Genomic DNA, 19,366 nt, shown 5'->3' with positions numbered 1-19,366 from the left:
GTTGCCGGGGCCGTTTTCCGGGCGCGTCGGCGCGGCCATTATTGGTGTGACACCACGATGAGGCGCAGGGCGTCCAGGCGCCAACCGGCCTGGTCCAGATTTTCCAGCACCTGGCGGCGGTTATGTTCCAGCGCTTCCAGCTCGTCGTCACGAATGTTGGGGTTAACCGATTTCAGCGATTCCAGCCGGGTCAGTTCAGCGCTGAGCTTCTCATCGGCTTCACGTTTGGCTTCGGCGATCAGGTTGTTTGCCTGCGCGACGATCAGACTTTCACCGGCCTGCAGCATGGCGTGTACGTTAGGCTGCACTGCGTTTACCAGCTTGCTGGAGGTGTGGCGGTTTACGGCATTGAGCTGGCGGTTAAAGCTTTCGAATTCCACCTGCGCCGCCAGGTTCACGCCTTTGGCGTCCAGCAGCATACGCACCGGCGTAGGCGGCAGGAAGCGCGTCAGTTGCAGGTGCTTGGGCGCCTGCGCCTCCACGACGTAAATGGCTTCCAGCAGCAGCGTACCCACGGGCAGCGCTTTGTTCTTCAACAGGGAAACCGCACAACTGCCGGTGTCGCCGGACAGCATCAGGTCCAGCCCGTTGCGGATCAGCGGATGCTCCCAACTGATGAACTGCGCATCTTCGCGCGACAGCGCCTGTTCGCGATCGAAGGTCACGGTGCAGCCGTCTTCCGGCAGGCCGGGGAAGTCCGGCACCAGCATATGATCCGACGGCGTCAGGATGATCAGGTTGTCGCTGCTGTCTTCCTGGTTGATGCCGACGATATCGAACAGATTGAGCGCGAAGCTGATCAGGTTGGTGTCCTCATCCTGATCGGCGATGGCTTCGGCCAGCTCCTGCGCGCTCTGCCCGCCGTTGGAGTTCATCTCCAGCAGACGATCGCGCCCTTGCTCCAGCTGCGCTTTCAGCGCTTCATGCTGCTCGCGGCATTGCTTAATGAAGTCGTCAAAACCATCCTGCTGCGCCGGGGTCGCCAAATACTGAAGCAGCGTCTGGTAAGCGCTGTCATAAATCGTGCGCCCGGTGGGGCAGGTGTGTTCGAAGGCGTCCAGCCCTTCGTGATACCAGCGCACCAGCACGGCCTGCGCGGTATTTTCCAGATAAGGCACCATGATCTGGATGTCGCGGCTCTGGCCGATACGATCCAGACGACCGATGCGCTGCTCCAGCAGGTCAGGGTTAAACGGCAGATCAAACATGACCAGCGTGCTGGCAAACTGGAAGTTACGGCCTTCCGAACCGATTTCCGAGCACAGCATGACCTGCGCGCCGTCTTCCTCGGAGGCGAAGTAGGCAGCGGCGCGGTCGCGATCCAGAATCGACAGCCCTTCATGGAATACGGCGGCGCGGATCGCTTCCCGTTCGCGCAGGATCTGCTCCAGGTTCAGCGCCGTTGCCGCCTGCGCACAGATCACCAGCACCTTTTCATTGCGGTGTGCGGTGAGGAAGTTGATCAACCATTCGACGCGCGGATCGAAGTTCCACCAGGTGGCGTTTTCCCCTTCGAATTCCTGATAGATCTGCTCCGGATAGAGCATGTCATGAGCGCGCTCCTCCAGACTTTTCTTGCCGCTCATAATGCCGGAGACTTTGATCGCCGTCTGGTACTGCGTAGGCAGCGGCAGCTTGATCTGATGCAGCTCGCGCTGCGGAAAACCTTTCACGCCCTGGCGGGTGTTGCGGAACAGCACGCGGCTGGTGCCATGGCGATCCATCAGCAGACGCACCAGCTCGTTGCGGGCATCCAGGCTGTCGGCGCCGCCGGCGTTGGCGGCCTTGAGCAATGGTTCGATGTCCTGCTCGGCGACCATGTCGCTCAGCATATTCAGCTCATCATTGGTGAGGCGACCGTCGTTGAGTAGCAGCGTCACGGCGTCGGCCACGGGGCGATAACGCTGTTGTTCGCGGATAAATTCGGCGTAATCGTGAAAACGGTTCGGATCGAGCAGACGCAGGCGGGCAAAATGACTCTGCTGCCCCAGCTGTTCCGGCGTCGCCGTCAGCAGCAATACACCCGGAATGTGCTGCGCCAGCTGTTCAATCGCCTGATATTCGCGGCTCGGTGCGTCTTCGCTCCAGGCAAGGTGATGCGCTTCGTCTACTACCAGCAGATCCCAGCCGGCGTCCGCCATCTGTTCCAGGCGCTGTTTATTGCGGCGCACGAAGCTGAGGGAGCAAATCACCATCTGTTCAGTGTCGAACGGGTTATCGCTGTCCAACCGGGCTTCGGCGTAGCGTTCATCATCGAACAGCGCGAAGCGCAGGTTGAAGCGACGCAGCATTTCAACCAGCCACTGATGCTGCAGGGTTTCCGGCACGACGATCAGCACGCGCTCGGCGCGTCCGGCCATCAACTGCTGGTGAATGATCATCCCGGCTTCGATAGTTTTTCCCAGTCCGACCTCATCGGCCAGCAGTACGCGCGGCGCATGGCGCTGCCCGACTTCATAAGCGATGTGCAACTGATGGGGGATCAGGCTGGCGCGCATGCCGCGCAGCCCGCTCCAGGGCAGGCGAAACTGCTCGCTCTGGTATTTACGCGCGCGAAAACGCAGGGCGAAGCGATCCATACGGTCGATTTGCCCCGCGAACAGACGATCCTGGGGCTTGCTGAAGGTCAGCTTACTGTCGAGCAGGACTTCGCGCAGCGCGACGCCGCTTTCGCCGGTATCGGCACGGACACCGACGTAGGTCAGCAGGTCATTATCCTCGATGACCTCTTCCACTTTAAGTTGCCAGCCCTCATGACTGGTGACGGTATCCCCAGGGTTAAACATCACGCGGGTGATGGGGGAGTCGTTACGGGCATAAAGGCGGTTTTCGCCGATCGCAGGAAAGAGCAATGTCACCATACGCGCATCCAGCGCAACCACGGTTCCCAGTCCCAGTTCGCTTTCCGTATCACTGATCCAGCGTTGACCCAAAGTAAAAGGCATATGATATCGACCCAGCTTTTGTTAGCAGAAGCCGCCTGAGCGGCATTGTTCATCAAAACAGACAGAGATGGCGGCCCCGTCAGGGGCCAGATTGCCGCCGGACGGCGACAACGCGTTAAACTTTGAAAAGGGCGCTATGGTAAAGGATGTCGGGGGATTCGTCATCCCCATTTTGGCCGCGCCGCCGTTTATTGCGCGGCGTCGGAGACACGCTCAGAACAGTCCCAACTGGCCCGTGATTAAGGTCGTGAAGTCATCGTGCATGAACGGCAGGATGGCGTCGGCGACCGGCTGCAACTGACGGGTCAGGTAATGATCATAGTCTATTGGCGCGGTCATGCGTTCCAGCGGTTCCGGCCCGGCGGTCGTGATGATGTAGCTTATCCAGCCGCCGTTCTGGTATTGCAGCGGGCGCCCCAGGCTGCGGTTATACTCGTCGGCGATTTTGGCCGCCCTGGCATGGGGCGGCACGTTGCGCTGGTAGTCGCTCAGTTTGCGCCGCAGGCGCTTGCGGTAAATCAGACGATCGTCGAATTTTCCCTGATTGAGCTGCGCGACGTAGTCGCGGATGAACGCCTGATAGGGCTGGCCGAGAAAGATACGCTGGTACAGTTCCTGCTGAAACTGCTGGGCCAGCGGCGTCCAGTCGGAGCGCACGGTTTCCATGCCCTTGAACACCATTTTCTCATCGTCGCCGCTGCGGATAAGCCCGGCGTAGCGCTTTTTGCTGCCCTGTTCGGCGCCGCGCACGGTCGGCATCAGGAAGCGGCGGTAGTGACATTCAAACTCCAGCTCCAGCGCGCAGTCCAGGCGGAAGTTGTCACGCAGTTCATCACGCCACCAGCGGTTGACGTGCGCGACCAATTCACGCCCGATGGCTTCCGCCTCTTCCTCGCTGTGCGCCCGTTTCAGCCAAACGAAGGTGGAGTCGGTGTCACCGTATATAACCGGGTAGCCCTGCGACTCAATCAGTTCGCGGGTGCGCCGCATAATTTCATGACCACGCATGGTGATGGACGACGCCAGGCGCGGATCGAAAAAGCGGCAGGCGCTGGTGCCCAGCACGCCGTAGAACGCGTTCATAATGATTTTCAGCGCCTGTGAAAGCGGCTTGTTGCCGTCCCGCTTGGCGGCGTCGCGCCCCTGCCAGATATGGCTGACGATATCCGGCAGACAGTGCTGCTCACGGGCGAACCAGGCGCCGCGAAAGCCGGGAACGGAGTGTTCCTCATCCGGCCGGCGCAGGCCCTCGATCAGCCCGACCGGATCGATGAGGAACGTGCGGATAATCGAGGGGTACAGGCTTTTGTAGTCCAGCACCAGTACCGAATCATAGAGGCCGGGGCTGGAGTCCATCACAAAGCCGCCGGGGCTGGCTTCGCCGGGCAACTCGCCCAGGTTCGGCGCGACAAATCCGGCACGGTGCATACGCGGCAGATAAAGATGGGTAAATGCCGCGACCGAGCCGCCGCTGCGATCGGCGGCCAGCCCGGTGACGGTGGCGCGTTCCAGCAGAAACGAAATCAGGTGGGTGTGCTCGAAAATGCGCGTGACCAGCTCGCAGTCTTTCAGGTTGTAGTGGGCCAGCGCCGGTTTATCTTCCCGGAAGCGCCGGTCGATTTCCGACATGCGGCTGTACGGATCGTCGATGGCTTTGCCTTCGCCGAGCAACGTTTGGGCGACATACTCCAGGCTGAAAGAGGGGAAATTCCAGAAGGCGGACTTCAGCGCCTCAATGCCGTCAACGATCAGCCTGCCTGCGGCAGCGGCGAAAAAGTGCCCCTGCTTAAAGCCGTGCTCCCGCCATTCCAGCTCGCCGCCCCCGCGCCCCAGGCGCAGCGGAACGCCGTAACGCTCGGCGTGTTTCTGCAGCACGCGCAGGTCAAACTGCACCAGATTCCAGCCGATGATCACGTCGGGATCGTAGCGGGCCATCCATTGATTCAGGCACTCCAGCAACTGCGGGCGGCTGTTGACGTACGTGAGCGGGAAGTCGAGCCAACTGTCATCGCCGTTGGGCGGGCCCAGCATAAAGACCTGGCGCTGACCGCACCCTTCCAGGCCGATGGAGTAAAGCTCGCCGTGCATAGTGGTTTCGATATCCAGGGACACCAGCTTCAGTGCGGGGCGGTAATGCTCATTGGGCTTAAGCTGGGCGCGGCGCCAGACGCCCTGCGCGTCTTTTTCGCCGGTGAACCAGACCGGGGCGGAGATAAAACGCTCCATCAGGTAGCGCTCATGCGGGCGGATATCCGCCTCATACAGCGTCAGGCCGTGTTCGCGGAACGTTTTCTCAATGTTCTGCAATTGCCGGTACTGGCGGCAGTAAAGCCCCAGCACCGGACGATGGTGGAAGTCTTTCATATCCAGCGGGCGCAACTGAACCTGTCGCTCGGCGCGCAACAGTTTTTCCGCCGTGTCCCGCTGCTCCGCGGGCAGAAAAGCGATGGCCTGCTGAGGCGGGAGGCTGAGTTTTTGCGGCCCGTCGTCGGTTGCCAGCCAGAGGTCGATTTCGACGCCTGACGGCGTGTCGCGCCAGTGGCGGGTGAGGACAAAGCCCTGAGTTGGTGTCGTCAATGTCGGACGTACCGGGATGATGGGTTACCGGAATCGGGAGATAACGTCTAGTATGTATATTTATACAGAAGGTGTCTATGCGGTTTGGCGGATTTGTGGTTTTGCGCGCAACAGGCGCGGGGCATTGACTCTGGTGGTTTTAGTCCGGAAAATCGCCGGTCTCTGATTTTTACGGGTATATAGCGATGGAAGCCTGGCTTGAGCATCTGATTACGCAATCTGCGGCGTACGCGCTGATCGCGGTAGCGCTGGTGGCGTTTCTGGAATCGCTGGCATTGGTCGGGCTGATTTTGCCCGGCACGGTGATGATGGCGACGCTGGGTGCCTTTATCGGCGGCGGCCAGATGGATTTTTACTCCGCCTGGGTGGCGGGGATTATCGGTTGCCTTCTGGGCGACTGGATTTCCTATTTTATCGGCCGAGCGTTTAAGGCGCCGTTGCATCGTTGGTCCTTCCTGCAAAGAAACCGCGCGTTGCTGGATAAAACGGAGCATGCCCTGCATCGCCACAGCATGGCGACGATCCTGATCGGGCGTTTTATCGGCCCGACCCGGCCGCTGGTGCCGATGGTGGCGGGCATGCTGGACCTGCCGCCGCGTAAGTTTCTGCCGCCCAACATCATCGGATGCCTGTGCTGGCCGCCGCTCTATTTCTTCCCCGGCATTCTGGCCGGCGTGGCGATCGACATTCCGTCCGGCAGCGGCAGCGCGCTGTTTAAGTGGGGGCTGTTGCTGGCCGCCTTGCTGCTGTGGTGCGCCTGCTGGCTGTGCTGGCGCTGGTGGCGGGAAGGAAAACGATCGCCCGACCGTTTGGCGCGCTGGCTGACGCCGCTGCGCCTGCGCGTCGGAGCCGTTGGGCTTTGGATCGGCGCGTTGGCCGTGCTGGTCTGGCTGTATGCGCAGCCGCTGATGGCGATATACCTGCGGCTGCTGTGGCGCGTGGTGAGCGTCTAACGCCCCAGCAGCGCGGAGGCGGCGGCGTCTTCTCCGCGCAGCAGGGCCGCCGTGTCGCCGTCGTAGGTAAAACGCCCGTCGGAAACCAGCAGCACGCGCTGAGCGATGCGGGCGGCATCGTCCAGATTGTGGGAAACCATCAGCAGCGTCAGGTTCTGTTCCCCGCAAACCCGTTCCAGCAACTGCAGCATCTCGCCGCGTAAGGCCGGGTCGAGGGCGGAGAACGGCTCATCCAGTAATAAAATCGGCTGATGACGCACCAGGCAGCGCGCCAGCGCCGCCCGCTGACGCTGCCCGCCGGAAAGACGGGCCGGCAGGCGCGTCAGGCAATCTTCAATGCCGACCTGTCTGGCGATCTGTGCCAGCTTTTCCTTTTGCTCACGATTCAGGCGCAGTCCGGGATCAAGCCCCAGACCCATGTTCTGGGCGATGGTCAGGTGAGCGAACAGGTTATTTTCCTGAAACAGCATGGACACCGGACGCTGCGCCGGCGCGGTACGGGTGTGATCCCGGCCGTCGAGCACGATCCGCCCGTCGTCGGGGGGCAGAAAACCGGCGATCAGGCTCATCAGCGTGCTCTTTCCCGCTCCGCTGGGGCCGAGTACGGCGATACGTTCCCCTGCCGCGGCGCGCAGGCTGAAGTTCATCGGCTGATGGTCGTAGACGTAGGTCAGGTTATCCAGTTCGATCATGACGATCCTTCCTTATCGCGGCCGGGCAGGCGCTCAAGCGCGGTAAATAGAATAAAGCACAGCAACAGCAGCAACAGGGCGGTAACCGCGCCGTCATGGCTGCGATAAGCCCCCAGTTGCTGATAAAGATAGAACGGCAGCGTACGGAACTGCTCGTTGCCGAACAGCGCTACCACGCCGAAATCGCCGACGGACAGTACGCAGGCGAAGGCCAGCGCCTGCGCCAGCGGTCGTTTGAGCGCGCGCAGTTCGATCCAGCGCAGGCGGTTAACGGCGCGGATATTCAGCGACAGGCACAGCGGGTTATAACGTTCGGCCAGATCGCGCATCGGGTTTTCCAGCACCTTCAGGGCGTAGGGAATCGCCATCAGGGCGTTGGTCAGCGTGACCAGACCATAGGCGGATTGCGGCAGGCCGGTGGTGTCGTTGAGCAGCAGGAAAAAGCCGGTGGCGAGCACGATGCCGGGCATCGCCAGAATCAGCATGCCGCTGAGCGTCATTCCCTGGCTCAGCCAGCGGCGCTGGCGCAGATCCAGCTCGCGGCTGCTCCACAGCAACATCATGGTCAGAACGACCGCCAGCAGGCCGGCGCCGAGCGCGATGCGCACGGAGGTCCACATGGCCTGCCATAACACCGGCTGCATCAGGGCCGAACCGGCGGCCTGGTTGATGCCGTCGGCGATCACCGCCAGCAGGGGCGGCATAATGAGCGACAGCAGCAGAAAAATCAGCAGGGCATCGGCGCAGCGTGCGAACCGGCTGTCCTGCGGATTACGCCAGGCAAAAGCGCGGGTATAGCCCACCGACAGCGCGCCGCCGAGCCGCTGGCTCAGCAGCACCAGCCCGAGGCAGCAAAACAGTTGCAGCAGGGCCAGCAGCGCCGCCCGGCTGAGGTCGTAGTCGTAACTCAGCGCCTGATAAATCGCCAGCTCAATGGTGGTGGCCTGCGGCCCGCCGCCCAGCGACAGCACGGTGGCGAAGCTGGCGAAACACAGCATGAAGATCAGCGCGGCGACCGGGGGAAGCTGGCGGCGCAGGTAAGGCCACTCCACGATGCGGAATTGCTGCGCGGCGCTCATTCCCAACTGCGCGGCTAACTGACGTTGTTCGGTCGGAATGCTTTCCAGCGCCTGCAACAGAAGGCGCACGGCCAGCGGCAGGTTGAAAAACACGTGGGCCAGCAGAATGCCCTGCAAGCCGTAGGGGCTGAAGGCATAACCGACGCCGGCGGCCTGCGCGAGCTGTGCCAGCCAGCCGTTACGCCCGTAAACCGAAAGAATGCCGAACACCGCCACCAGTACCGGCAGCACCAGCGTCATGGCGCACAAGCGCAACAGCAGGGCACGTCCGGGAAAACGGCGGCGGAACAGCGCACGGGCGATCAGGATTGCGGGCAACACCGACAGCAGCGCGGAAAGAAATGCCTGCCAGAAGGTAAAGCGCACCACATGCCACAGGTAATCGTCCTGCCACAACGACGCCCATGACGGGCGCGGGGCGTGGCTCCAGATTGCGCCGAACGCCAGGGCGGCGACGGCAAGCATCAGCGCGGCCGCGCACAGCCCCGGCCACAGCCAGCCCGGAATCAGCGGCTGACGGCGGTTTGCCATGCCTGAATCCAACCGGCGCGCTGCTGCGCCACCTGTTGCGGGGTGAACTCGAGTGCTTTGGCCGGCACCGTCATTTGTTCAAAACCGGCGGGCAGCGGGGTGTTGATGACCGGATACATCCAGTTACCCGTCGGCATGGCGTCCTGGAATGCGGGCGTCAGGATAAAGCGCAGGAATTTCTGCGCCAGTTCGGGGTGCTTCCCGGCCGCCAGTTTCCCGGCAATTTCGACCTGGAGGTAATGACCTTCGCTGAAATTGGCGGCGGCGTAGTTATTCTTTTTCTCTTCAATCAGATGGTAGGCCGGCGAGGTGGTATAGCTGAGCACCATGTCGGCTTCCCCTTTGAGGAACAGGCCGTAGGCTTCGCTCCATCCCTTGGTCACGGTGACGGTTTTCTGCGCCAGTTTTTGCCAGGCCTGGGGCGTTTCATCGCCGAATACCTTCTGCATCCACAGCAGCAGCCCCTGCCCCGGCGTACTGGTGCGCGGATCTTCATAAATGATTTTCCACGGCTGCGGGCTTTCCACCAGTTCTTTCAGGCTGGCCGGCGGCGTTTTCAGGGTGTCTTTGTTGTAGACGAAGGCGAAATAGCCGTAGTCATAGGGAACGAAGGTTTTATCGTGCCAGCCGCCGGGAAGGGCGACCGCCTGGGTGTCCGTGCCGGAAGGGCTGAACAGGCCGGTTTTCTCCGCCGCTGCCGCCAGGTTATTGTCCAGGCCCAGCACCACGTCGGCCGGGCTGTTTTTTCCCTCCATACGCAGGCGGTTGAGAATGGAAACGCCGTCCTCCAGCGCGATCAGCTTCAGGGTGCAGCCGCACTCTTTTTCGAAAGCGGCTTTGATTTTCGGGCCGGGGCCCCAGTCGGCGGCGAAGGAATCGTAGGTATACACCGTCAGCGTCGGGCGTTCCGCGGCATGGCTCCACAGCGGGGCGGCGGTCAGCAGCAGGGCGGGGATCAATCGTTTCAACACATTGCGCTCCTCATCAGGGGCGGCAAAGGTCTTTGAGCAAGCGTGGAACGCTCTCAAATCCCTCCGCCGGTATTAACCGGTTCAGGTTCGACGGGTATCCTCTCAGCGAAAACCGACGGCTTCGCACCCCGTTGAGAACAGGGCGCTATTGTAGAGAGAGGCGGCAGCCGAGGAAAGAGAAAACGCGCGTCTACTTCACCGGCGCGCAGCCGGAATAGGTTGTTTGTATCAGCGTTTCCTGCGCGGAGGACTCCGGCGGCGCGAACCAGGCCGATTTGAAGTCAAACCAGCCCAGTGTATTCATTCTCACGCCGCGCATGCTGTGCTGCCCGAGCAACTTGAGCCAGTGGTGGAACAGCGGGTGAAGCCGGTGTTCCACCACCAGCTTCAGGTTCCACTCCGCCAGCGACAGTGTGTTGGCGCGCCAGGACGTTACGGCGCGCGTCAGCTCGTCGCCGAGGCAATGGTGCAGCAGCGGCAGTTCATACAGGGAGGCGAACAGCGAAAACTCAAGCGGCAGGTAAAAATTGGCGCTGCCGAGCCACAGATCGCTGGCGCAGTCGCCGTTATGCCAGCGATCGTACTCAATCTCCTGCTCGACCAGCCTGACGCCGTACTCGGCCAGCAACGGCCGCAGGGCAGCACAGATGGCGTGGAATTCGGAGTGTTCGCTGTAATAGGTCAGGGTTACGCTGTCCAGGCCGGCCGGCTTGGGGTGATCGCTGACGACCCGGTTATGGTGCCAGCGCGGCAAGACGCCGTAGGCCGGCGACCAGTAACGCTGGTGGATTTTCCCGGCTTTGTTGAGCAGGGCGATGGGGCTGATTAGCTGGCACAGCCAGTTACGCACCGCCGGGTCGCGGCCGGGAGAAGAGCGCTGGTCGAACAGCAAAAAATAGCATCCCTCCTCCAGCCGGCTTTCCAGCTCGTCTTTGCGGGTATCGTCCGCCTGCAACTGCACGCCGGCGTGGACCAACTCTTCCGACAACTCGGGCAACACCCAGATATTCACTTCGTCGATCAGCGCCCGCAGGCCGAAATAGTCGTCGAACGCGCAAATTTTCAGTTGGCTGTGCCCGTTGCGTACCACCTGATACGGCCCGGTGCCGATCGGATGGCGGGCAAAGTCAGGCAGGTTTTGCCATTCGCGCGGCAGGATCATGGCGTGAATACTGCCGAGCAACCAGGGCAGCCAGCGATCGGCGCTGAGCAGGTGGATGTCGATCACGTGCGAATTGGGGGATGTGACTGTCTTTATGTGAGAAAACAGCGGCTGCTCGCGCAGACGCGTCAGGGAAGCGATAACGTCTTCCATATCCAGTTCGCGGCCATGATGGAAACGAATTGCCGGGCGCAGGTAAAAGCGCCAGTGCAGCGGCGTGATTTCCTGCCAGTGATGCGCCAGATCGGACTCCAGTTCCCCGTTTTCCTCATTTAGCCGGGTTAAGCCGTTGAAGATTTGCCGGGCCAGGTGCGTTTCCGAACGGCGCATCGGCGTACCGGGCAGCAGGTTGAACAGCGGCCGGTAATAGAGCACGCGCAGAATATGTTTTCCCTGGCGGAAGCTGCGCCCGAGCTGGGAAAGCAGCATCTGGCGCACGGCGCCGCGATCGCCGACCAACTGCACCAGTTGCTCAATATGATCCTGCTCCATCAGCTCTTCGGCGCGCAACTGTTGGACTTCCAGCCCGGTAGAGAGAAACGTCAGGCGGGAACGCTTCCCGCGGCCGGATTCCGCTTCCCACTTCAGCCAGCCTTCGTGCTGCATGGCGTTCAGCAGGGTACGCACGTGGCGGCGGGAGCAGCTCAGGACTTCCGCCAGCTGAGACAGCGTGGTGTCCGCCGGGCGTCCGCCGCAGCTTTGCCACAGGCGGATGAATTGGTGCTGTAAACGCGGGGTCGGCATAAAAGAGGAACTCCTGATAAACATTCCGGCAATGTTTCTTTCCCTATATTAGGCCGATAATCGTGGCAGATGAAAGAGAAAGAGCATGTCTTCATGCAGCTTCTCCGTAGTCAAAGAGTGTTTCTGAGTAAGGTGCTTTTCACCGACCAGCAGGCGAGCCTGCTGGTTTTTTTGTTGCGTCGTCGTTGATGACAGCGGCGATCGAATTGGACGGGCGCGGCAACAGTACCTAGACTGTTCGTGTGCCTATTTTTCTTCTGCCGGGATATCAGGATGAAATCTTTGCCGTCTGCCCGCCGCCGGTTTAACCCCGCCTATGCTGCCTTTTTACTGGTCGCGTTTCTGTATGGCATTGCCGGGGCGCTCCAGACGCCGACGCTGAGCCTGTTTCTGACGACGGAAGTAAAGGTGCGGCCGCTGTGGGTCGGGCTGTTCTTCACCGTGAACGCGGTGGTGGGGATCGTAGTCAGTTTTCTGCTGGCGAAACGTTCGGATCGGCAGGGGGACCGGCGCAAGCTGATCATTTTGTGTTGCACCATGGCGGTGGCGAACAGCCTGCTGTTTGCCTGGGTGCGCAGCTATGCCGTGCTGATCAGCGCCGGCGTTTTCCTGGCGGCGCTGGCTAACACCGGCATTCCGCAGATTTTCGCCCTGGCGCGGGAGTATGCCGACCGTTCGGCCCGGGAAGTGGTGATGTTCAGCGCGGTGATGCGCGCCCAGCTTTCCCTGGCCTGGGTGATTGGCCCGCCGTTGTCGTTTACGCTGGCGCTGAACTACGGTTTTACCGTGATGTACCTGATTGCTGCGACGGTATTTGTGAGCGCCGTGGTGCTGGTGGCGACGCTGCTGCCTTCCATGCCGCGCAACGCGGAGAGCGTCAACCCGGTGCAAGCCGCGCGCGCCTTCGGCGATCGCGACGTAAAGATTTTATTCGTCGCCTCGATGCTGATGTGGACCTGCAACACCATGTACATCATTGATATGCCGCTGTATATCACCAGCGTACTCGGGTTGCCGGAGCGGCTTGCCGGCCTGCTGATGGGAACGGCCGCCGGGCTGGAAATTCCGGCCATGATTTTGGCGGGCCATTACGCCAAACGCTTCGGTAAACGGCCGATGATGCTATTTGCGGTAGGAGCGGGCATTCTGTTTTATGGCGGGCTGGTTCTGTTCAAATTCCAACTGGCGCTGCTGGTGCTGCAACTGTTCAACGCGATTTTCATCGGTATCATCGCCGGCATCGGCATGCTCTATTTTCAGGAGCTGATGCCGGGGCAGCCGGGCGGCGCGACCACATTATTCACTAACAGTATTTCCACGGGCATTATTCTGGCGGGTATCCTGCAGGGATTACTGGCTGAGACGCTGGGGCACGAGGCCGTGTACTGGCTGGCGTTCCTGCTTGCTATCGTTGCCTGGTGGCTGTGTGGCCGGGTACGCGAAGCGTAATCATCCGCTTTACCCGGAGACGGCTGAATCGGGTGATTTTTTGATAACTGCCGGGGTTTGGCATATGGCATAACAGAAACATTTGTTTTACATTTGTCATATGATTTTTCAGGATGTGCTCCATTATGGATAAACTAACGCCTCTGAAACCTGTCCCTTCTTTAATTGCCGTTCTTATCACTCTGATTATCTGGTTTATTATCCCCGTGCCGGAAGGCGTCACCCCGGATGCCTGGCATCTGCTGGCGCTGTTTGTCGGCACCATTGTCGCCATTATCGGCAAGGCGATGCCTATCGGCGCGGTTTCCATCGTCGCTATCGCCCTGGTGGCGCTGACGCAGGTTACCAACCCCGGTAAACCCGGCGCGGCGCTGAATGATGCGCTGAGCGGTTTTTCCAATCAGCTCATCTGGTTGATCGGGATCTCCATCATGGTGTCGCTGAGCCTGAATAAAACCGGCCTGGGCGCACGCATCGGTTACTATTTTATTTCGCTGTTCGGCAAGCGTACGCTGGGCATCGCCTATGCGCTGGCGCTGGCGGAAACCACGCTGGCGCCGGTCACGCCGAGCAACACCGCGCGCGGCGGCGGTATCATCCACCCCATTATGCGCTCCATCGCCGACAGCTTCGGCTCTAAGCCGGAGCCGGGATCAACGGAGAAAATCGGCCGCTATCTGTCGCTGGTCAACTTCAATATCAACCCGATTACGTCGGCGATGTTCATTACCGCGACGGCGCCGAACCCGCTGATTGTCAGCCAGTTAGCGAAAGGTACTGACGGTGCGTTCACGCTGAGCTGGGGGATGTGGGCGCTGGCGGCGCTGGTGCCGGCGATTATTTCACTGATCGTGGTGCCGTTGATCGTCTACTGGCTCTACCCGCCGGAGATTAAAAGCACGCCGGACGCGCCGCGTTTCGCCAAGGCGAAACTGCATGAGCTGGGGCCGATTTCGTTTGCCGAAAAAATCACGCTCGGCGTTTTTGCGCTGCTGCTGTTGCTCTGGGCGGGCGTACCGGAGTTTCTGCTGGGCGAGGCCTGGGCGGTGAACGCCACCACGGCGGCGTTTGTCGGTCTGTCGATTTTGCTGCTGACCGGCGTGCTGAGCTGGGACGACCTGCTTAAACACAAAGGCGCCTGGGATACGGTGGTCTGGTTCGCCGCGCTGGTGATGATGGCGACGTTTCTGGGTAAGCTGGGGCTGATTGGCTGGCTGTCGAAAACGGTGGGCGGCGCGATTGACCACATGGGCATCGGCTGGGTCGGCGGCATGGTGCTGCTGACGGCGGTGTATGTGTATTCGCACTACTTTTTCGCCAGCACCACGGCGCACATCACCGCCATGTTTGCCGCCTTCTTTGCCGCCGGGCTGGCGTTGGGCGCGCCGCCGGCCTTGCTGGGCTTGGTACTGGCGTTTTCCTCGTCGCTGATGATGTCGCTGACGCATTACGCAACCGGCACGGCGCCGATCATCTTCGGTTCCGGCTATGTCACGCTGGCCGAATGGTGGAAAACCGGATTTATTCTCAGCATTGTGAACCTGACGATCTGGATCGTGGTGGGGAGCATGTGGTGGAAGTGGCTGGGCTACTGGTGATCGGGGCCGACAGGCTGTGAAATTTTACGCCCGCTCAGCGGGCGTAAACATTGATAACGTGTATACCGTCAGATACTGTGCCTCCCTGCGTATATACTTCCCGTCCATAACGACTTTGCCGCAAAAAACAGCATTTCTGCCTGACATCACACTCCTGCGCAGCGATCCGCGATAGTTTACCGTTCCGGGTGTATTTTCTTGTTAAACCTTATGAATTGATGACTTCTTTTTATGGTTCCGGCCAGGCCGGACGGGAGCAATAAGTTATGCTGGGAATCGTACTCACCGGCCACGGCGGTTTCGCCAGCGGGACACTGAAGGCTTTGGCGCACTTATCCGGGCGCAAGCCGGAGCAGTGCGTGGTGGTGGAATACGATGAGGGGCTGAGCACCAATATGCTCAGCCGCATGATGTGCGATGCGCTGCACAATGCCGACAGCGGCGAAGGCGTGGTGTTTATTGCCGACGTGCTCGGCGCGCCGCCGTTTCGTACTGCGGCGCTGATGTGTCACAAGCACCCGCAGTGCGAGGTGGTGAGCGGCGTCAGCCTTGAGGCGCTCGCCAAGTTGCTTCCCCTGCGCGCGACGCTGAGCGCGGCTACGTTTCGGGATACCGCGCTGGCTTATACTCAGGACAGCGTTTCCAGCCTGTGGCATGAGCAGCAGAAACAGCCGGGCATTGACTGGGGTAACGAAACCGCCTGACCGCATTCTGAAGCGGGGGTTAACGGGCGATAAATTTGTGTTTCGCTCTGCGTGCATCGCCTCTCCCGTGTTATTCTGCTCCCTTGGTTACGCATTTTCACGATGATGTGACAAACTCCGGCAGAAAACGATCACCATGCGAAACATTCATACCACGGCAGTGCAGGCGTTGCTGGCGCTTGCCTGTGTATTTGCGCCGTTAGCGGCGCAGGCAGACATGCTGCCGGAGGACGGTCCGCAGCGCCAATATATGGAAGTCGTGCGCGACAGCGAAATCTATTCCCGGGTAGGAGAGCGGGTGATCCCCGTGGGCAGTATCCGTAAAGGCGAAAGCGTGAATATTTTGCCGGTTGACGCGGAATATTATGAATTTCGCTTCGGCAACGGCACGGGGTTTATCGATCGCGATGACCTGCGCGCCAGCGCCGCGCTGAAGCCGCCAAAAGATTCATTGGGCGACCTGAACAAAAAAACCTACCAGAACCTCATTACCGTCCGGCCTGCGCCGGTTTACGCCGCCGCAGACGCCAAAAGCGCGCCTATCGCCATGCTGGAAGAAAACCTGCGCTACCCGGTGGTGGATAAGCTGAAAGATCGCCTTAACCAGACCTGGTATGAAATCAATATCGGCGATCGGCTGGGGTTCGTCAGCGAACTGGATGCGGAGCCGGATAACGGCATCGCGGTACTGACGTATCACCATATTCTGCGCAACGAAGAAAACCGCCGTTTCCGCAATACGTCTACGACTACGTCTGACGTGGCGTTCAGCAACCAGATGACCTACCTGCATCAGGCAGGTTATGAAACGCTTTCCATGTATCAGTTGGAAGGCTATCTCAACGGTTCGCTCAACCTGCCGGCCAGGGTTGTGGCGATCACCTTTGATGATGGCCTTAAGTCGGTGTATCGCTATGCCTATCCGGTACTGAAGCAATACGGTATGCGCGCCACGGCGTTTGTGATTTCCTCGCGCATCAAGCGCCATCCCCAGGCGTGGAACCCCAACGGATTGCAGTTCATGAGCATTTCCGAACTGCGTGAGATACAGGACGTCTTCGACATTCAGTCGCATACCCATTTCCTGCATCGTATCGGGCCGGACAAGCAGCCGATTCTGTTCAGCCGTTCCTATCACAACATTCTGTACGATTTTGAGCGTTCTCGCCGGGCGCTGACCCAGTTCAACCCGCACGTACAGTATCTGGCTTATCCGTTCGGCGGCTATGACCAGAAAGCTATGGACGCGGCGCGTGACGCCGGGTTTCATCTGGCGGTCGTTACCGTGCGCGGGAAAGTGAAAATCGGGGATAACCCTTTTGCGCTTAAACGGCTGTACGTGTTGCGCACGGATTCCATTCAGAGCATGGCGGCGCTGATTGCCAACAAGCCCATTGCGGCGGTGAAGGCGTCGCCGGAGAGCGGCGTTGCGCAGAGGCAGTAAATAAGCAACCCTGCCAAAAGAAAACGTTGGGCAAGGTAACAAGGCCTTGCTGAAAATTAATTCTATCGCGGGAATAATTTCTTTTAGCGCAGGGCTGCTTAATCGGCACTGTGCTTACTCCTCTCTGTAATGAAAGAAATATTATGGGATTCGTCTGCTTTGTTTTTTTTATTAAATAATGATTTAAGTTTGGGTTTATTTTTTCTGTTAAGTTACACGTAAATTCTATTCTGTAACCACGATGAAGAGGTAATAGATATGCGACTAATCCATACATTATTGATAGCATCAATGGGACTGCTTAGTGTGAACGCGATGGCTGCAACAAACGCGCAGAAGTGCCTCACCTACGCGAAGGGTGAAATGAAGGGTAATATTGAAGTCATGAATTTATTGAATCAGATTGTCATAAATAATGATGATGTGCAGGAGTATAAGTATGACAAAAATATTGGCAAGCAGCATATCGCAACAGAAATAGTGATTAACGCACATAGCTCACAAGAAATTCTGGGGAAAATAGTATGTCTGCTGGAGAATGATAATCCATTGTATTCTCTGTTCATTCCTTTAGATTAATCAGCGACCATTTATTGTGGTTATATATTGTAGTTATATATTTTGAATACAGGAGTATCAACTAAGATGAAAAATACCCTTGGTGCTTTATTCATTATGCTGACCGCCTGGGGATGTGCCGCGCAACCCAATGAGCCATCAGCCCCGCTTCCCCCTGTGCTGATTGCGATTCAGGCTATGGGCGATAGTTTTCAGTTGGAACCCAGCGATGTCTCCATTAAGCAAAACATCCATTACCTGGATAACGGGTCTGAGGCCGTGGTTGAAATTGAGCAAACAGGGATCCAAGATGATTCGCTGGCGGCAACGAAATCGATATTTACCCTGAATACTGCTGACAGCGGCGCCTGGAAAGTGATTAAACGGGTTGATACCCATAAATGTCACGAGGGGAGAGGTTCGCAAGTCTACAGCGTAGCGCGCTGCCGGTGACGTTTAGCGGATTTCCGGCCCCGGGAGAGGGGCCGGAAATGATAGTGTCGTCAGGCAACCTGCACAGGAATGGCTTTGGCAACGCGTTTCATTTCGTTGGCGCCATCGAAGTAGGCCACTTTGGGTTGATGGATGCGGGCCTGTTCGTCTGACATCTGCACGTAGGAACAGATAATCAGTTTATCGCCGACGCAGGCACAGCGGGCTGCGGCGCCGTTGACGGAGATGATGCGCGAACCGCGTTCGGCGGCAATGGCATAGGTGGAGAAACGCTGACCGTTGTCAACGTTATAAATATCAATGGCCTCGTATTCCAGAATACCGGAGGCGTCCAGAAAGTCCTGGTCAATCGCGCAGGAACCTTCATAGTGCAAGTCTGCCTGAGTGACCTTCACCCGGTGCAGCTTGCCTTGCAGCATAGTACGTACCATAACGTTTTACCTTCACTTATGTACTGCGACAGCCCTGTCAAACAAGAGGAATAGCCGTTCCGGCGACTCGCTGAAACCACGGCGCGGCCACCGGTATATTCACTGATTTTAGCCCATCCTGTCTACTTTTTGATAACCAAAAGGTTGACGGGTGGTAATAAAATGGTCTTGTCAGCCGGCGTTGAACGGCACCAGCATATTGTCGATTAACCGGGCTTTGCCCAGCCAGGCGGCAAACAGGATCACCGCAGTTTTGGTATCCACGGTGACTTCCTGCAGGGTGTCGGCATCGCGGATGAACAGCTCATCAGGGCGGAAACCTGCTTCGCGCAAACGGCTGGCGGTCTGCTCCAGCAATTCGCCAATGTTGCGTTCGCCGTTGTCCAGCTGCGCGGCCAGCGCGCTCATGATGTTGTACAGGCGTGGGGCCAGGCGGCGTTCGTCAGCGGTCAGGTAACCGTTGCGTGAACTGAGCGCCAGGCCGTCTTTGGCGCGGACGGTAGGTACGCCGACGATCTCAATGTCATGGCCCATATCCGCCACCATCCGGCGGATCAGCGCCAGCTGCTGGAAGTCTTTCTCGCCGAAACAGGCGACGTTAGGCTGCACCAGGTTGAACAGCTTGCTGACGATGGTCGCCACGCCGCGGAAATGCCCCGGACGGCTGGCGCCTTCCAGGATGTTGGAGAGCGCGGGAACGTCAACGTAGGTTTGCTGCCCGATGCCCTGCGGATAGATTTCCAGCGCGCTGGGCGAAAAAATGACGTCCACATTCAGGCGGGTCAGTTTTTCGCAGTCTTCCTGCAACGTGCGCGGGTAGTGCGCCAGATCGTCTTCACGATCAAACTGCATCGGATTGACGAAAATACTGACAACCACGATATCCGCGCGCGCTTTGGCTTCTTCCACTAACGTCAGATGGCCTTCATGCAGATTTCCCATGGTGGGAACAAGCGCAATGCGTTTGCCTTCCTGCCGCCAGCGTCGGACTTCACGGCGTAACAGCGGCAGTGTTTCAATAATCAGCACGCTATTCTCCTGTTGATTCAGCGTTATAGTGCACCTTCACGCCCGG

Annotated in this window: 15 protein-coding genes and 1 riboswitch; of the genes, 7 read left to right on the top strand and 8 right to left on the bottom strand. The window is 59.1% G+C overall.

Annotated elements, in window-relative coordinates:
• Positions 1-38: 38 nt before the first annotated feature.
• Positions 39-2,945, bottom strand: a complete 2,907-nt coding sequence (gene rapA / locus C8D90_RS11915) for an RNA polymerase-associated protein RapA (RefSeq protein ID WP_115458674.1) — start codon at positions 2,943-2,945, stop codon at positions 39-41.
• 213 nt (positions 2,946-3,158) lie between these two features.
• On the bottom strand, positions 3,159-5,522 hold the full coding sequence (locus C8D90_RS11910; protein ID WP_115458673.1) for a DNA polymerase II: 2,364 nt from the start codon (positions 5,520-5,522) through the stop codon (positions 3,159-3,161).
• 185 nt (positions 5,523-5,707) lie between these two features.
• On the opposite strand from C8D90_RS11910, the gene C8D90_RS11905 reads away from it, so the two are divergent.
• Positions 5,708-6,475 carry a DedA family protein gene (locus C8D90_RS11905; protein WP_115458672.1) on the top strand — a complete coding sequence of 256 codons (768 nt, stop codon included), beginning with the start codon at positions 5,708-5,710 and terminating at the stop codon, positions 6,473-6,475.
• Here C8D90_RS11905 and thiQ read toward each other — a convergent pair.
• The 4 genes from thiQ to sgrR form a co-directional block, all read right to left on the bottom strand.
• Positions 6,472-7,167, bottom strand: coding sequence for a thiamine ABC transporter ATP-binding protein ThiQ (thiQ, locus tag C8D90_RS11900; protein ID WP_115458671.1), 696 nt, complete (start codon positions 7,165-7,167; stop codon positions 6,472-6,474). The two genes, C8D90_RS11905 and thiQ, sit on opposite strands and share 4 nt — an antisense overlap.
• Positions 7,164-8,777: a thiamine/thiamine pyrophosphate ABC transporter permease ThiP gene (gene thiP, locus C8D90_RS11895; RefSeq protein ID WP_115458670.1), complete on the bottom strand. Its 1,614-nt coding sequence runs from the start codon at positions 8,775-8,777 to the stop codon at positions 7,164-7,166. Before thiP ends, thiQ begins: the two co-directional genes overlap by 4 nt.
• Positions 8,753-9,748: a thiamine ABC transporter substrate binding subunit gene (thiB, locus tag C8D90_RS11890; protein WP_115458669.1), complete on the bottom strand. Its 996-nt coding sequence runs from the start codon at positions 9,746-9,748 to the stop codon at positions 8,753-8,755. The genes thiP and thiB overlap by 25 nt, the downstream gene beginning before the upstream one ends.
• Before the next feature lie 40 nt (positions 9,749-9,788).
• A riboswitch (TPP riboswitch) is annotated at positions 9,789-9,889 on the bottom strand.
• 49 nt (positions 9,890-9,938) lie between these two features.
• Positions 9,939-11,654: an HTH-type transcriptional regulator SgrR gene (gene sgrR, locus C8D90_RS11885; protein ID WP_115458668.1), complete on the bottom strand. Its 1,716-nt coding sequence runs from the start codon at positions 11,652-11,654 to the stop codon at positions 9,939-9,941.
• A gap of 273 nt (positions 11,655-11,927) precedes the next feature.
• Here sgrR and C8D90_RS11880 point away from each other — a divergent pair, with 273 nt between their 5' ends.
• From C8D90_RS11880 to C8D90_RS11855, 6 genes are all read left to right on the top strand, one after another.
• Positions 11,928-13,103, top strand: coding sequence for an MFS transporter (locus C8D90_RS11880; RefSeq protein ID WP_115458667.1), 1,176 nt, complete (start codon positions 11,928-11,930; stop codon positions 13,101-13,103).
• Positions 13,104-13,228: 125 nt separating this feature from the next.
• Positions 13,229-14,701, top strand: a complete 1,473-nt coding sequence (locus tag C8D90_RS11875; RefSeq protein ID WP_115458666.1) for a DASS family sodium-coupled anion symporter — start codon at positions 13,229-13,231, stop codon at positions 14,699-14,701.
• Between the two features lie 266 nt (positions 14,702-14,967).
• Positions 14,968-15,405, top strand: a complete 438-nt coding sequence (locus C8D90_RS11870; protein WP_115458665.1) for a PTS sugar transporter subunit IIA — start codon at positions 14,968-14,970, stop codon at positions 15,403-15,405.
• Positions 15,406-15,622: 217 nt separating this feature from the next.
• Complete coding sequence (locus tag C8D90_RS11865) at positions 15,623-16,849, top strand: polysaccharide deacetylase family protein (protein ID WP_312026874.1); 1,227 nt, start codon at positions 15,623-15,625, stop codon at positions 16,847-16,849.
• Between the two features lie 258 nt (positions 16,850-17,107).
• The gene (locus tag C8D90_RS11860; RefSeq protein WP_115458663.1) at positions 17,108-17,428 is read left to right on the top strand and encodes a hypothetical protein; all 321 of its coding nucleotides are present in this window, start codon (positions 17,108-17,110) and stop codon (positions 17,426-17,428) included.
• A 66-nt stretch (positions 17,429-17,494) separates the two neighbouring features.
• Positions 17,495-17,860, top strand: a complete 366-nt coding sequence (locus C8D90_RS11855) for a hypothetical protein (protein ID WP_115458662.1) — start codon at positions 17,495-17,497, stop codon at positions 17,858-17,860.
• A gap of 50 nt (positions 17,861-17,910) precedes the next feature.
• On the opposite strand, the gene panD is transcribed toward C8D90_RS11855, so the two are convergent.
• Both panD and panC read right to left on the bottom strand, forming a co-directional pair.
• Positions 17,911-18,291: an aspartate 1-decarboxylase gene (gene panD / locus C8D90_RS11850; protein WP_115458661.1), complete on the bottom strand. Its 381-nt coding sequence runs from the start codon at positions 18,289-18,291 to the stop codon at positions 17,911-17,913.
• Positions 18,292-18,462: 171 nt separating this feature from the next.
• Complete coding sequence (gene panC / locus C8D90_RS11845) at positions 18,463-19,320, bottom strand: pantoate--beta-alanine ligase (protein WP_115458660.1); 858 nt, start codon at positions 19,318-19,320, stop codon at positions 18,463-18,465.
• Positions 19,321-19,366 lie beyond the last annotated feature (46 nt).

Source organism: Enterobacillus tribolii, assembly GCF_003363015.1.
In the GTDB taxonomy this organism is placed as follows: Bacteria; Pseudomonadota; Gammaproteobacteria; order Enterobacterales; family Enterobacteriaceae; genus Enterobacillus; species Enterobacillus tribolii.
The sequence above is the reverse complement of the archived record's forward strand: the minus strand, read 5'-3'. Positions and strand labels throughout refer to the sequence as shown.

What these genes read in the sequence shown, in the direction of transcription:
- rapA (WP_115458674.1), bottom strand. Translation starts at nt 2,945, where the DNA reads ATGCCTTTTACTTTGGGTCAACGCTGGATCAGTGATACGGAAAGCGAA.
- thiP (WP_115458670.1), bottom strand. Translation starts at nt 8,777, where the DNA reads ATGGCAAACCGCCGTCAGCCGCTGATTCCGGGCTGGCTGTGGCCGGGG.
- thiQ (WP_115458671.1), bottom strand. Translation starts at nt 7,167, where the DNA reads ATGATCGAACTGGATAACCTGACCTACGTCTACGACCATCAGCCGATG.
- panD (WP_115458661.1), bottom strand. Translation starts at nt 18,291, where the DNA reads ATGGTACGTACTATGCTGCAAGGCAAGCTGCACCGGGTGAAGGTCACT.
- C8D90_RS11905 (WP_115458672.1), top strand. Translation starts at nt 5,708, where the DNA reads ATGGAAGCCTGGCTTGAGCATCTGATTACGCAATCTGCGGCGTACGCG.
- C8D90_RS11860 (WP_115458663.1), top strand. Translation starts at nt 17,108, where the DNA reads ATGCGACTAATCCATACATTATTGATAGCATCAATGGGACTGCTTAGT.
- C8D90_RS11875 (WP_115458666.1), top strand. Translation starts at nt 13,229, where the DNA reads ATGGATAAACTAACGCCTCTGAAACCTGTCCCTTCTTTAATTGCCGTT.
- sgrR (WP_115458668.1), bottom strand. Translation starts at nt 11,654, where the DNA reads ATGCCGACCCCGCGTTTACAGCACCAATTCATCCGCCTGTGGCAAAGC.
- C8D90_RS11855 (WP_115458662.1), top strand. Translation starts at nt 17,495, where the DNA reads ATGAAAAATACCCTTGGTGCTTTATTCATTATGCTGACCGCCTGGGGA.
- C8D90_RS11865 (WP_312026874.1), top strand. Translation starts at nt 15,623, where the DNA reads ATGCTGCCGGAGGACGGTCCGCAGCGCCAATATATGGAAGTCGTGCGC.
- C8D90_RS11870 (WP_115458665.1), top strand. Translation starts at nt 14,968, where the DNA reads ATGCTGGGAATCGTACTCACCGGCCACGGCGGTTTCGCCAGCGGGACA.
- C8D90_RS11880 (WP_115458667.1), top strand. Translation starts at nt 11,928, where the DNA reads ATGAAATCTTTGCCGTCTGCCCGCCGCCGGTTTAACCCCGCCTATGCT.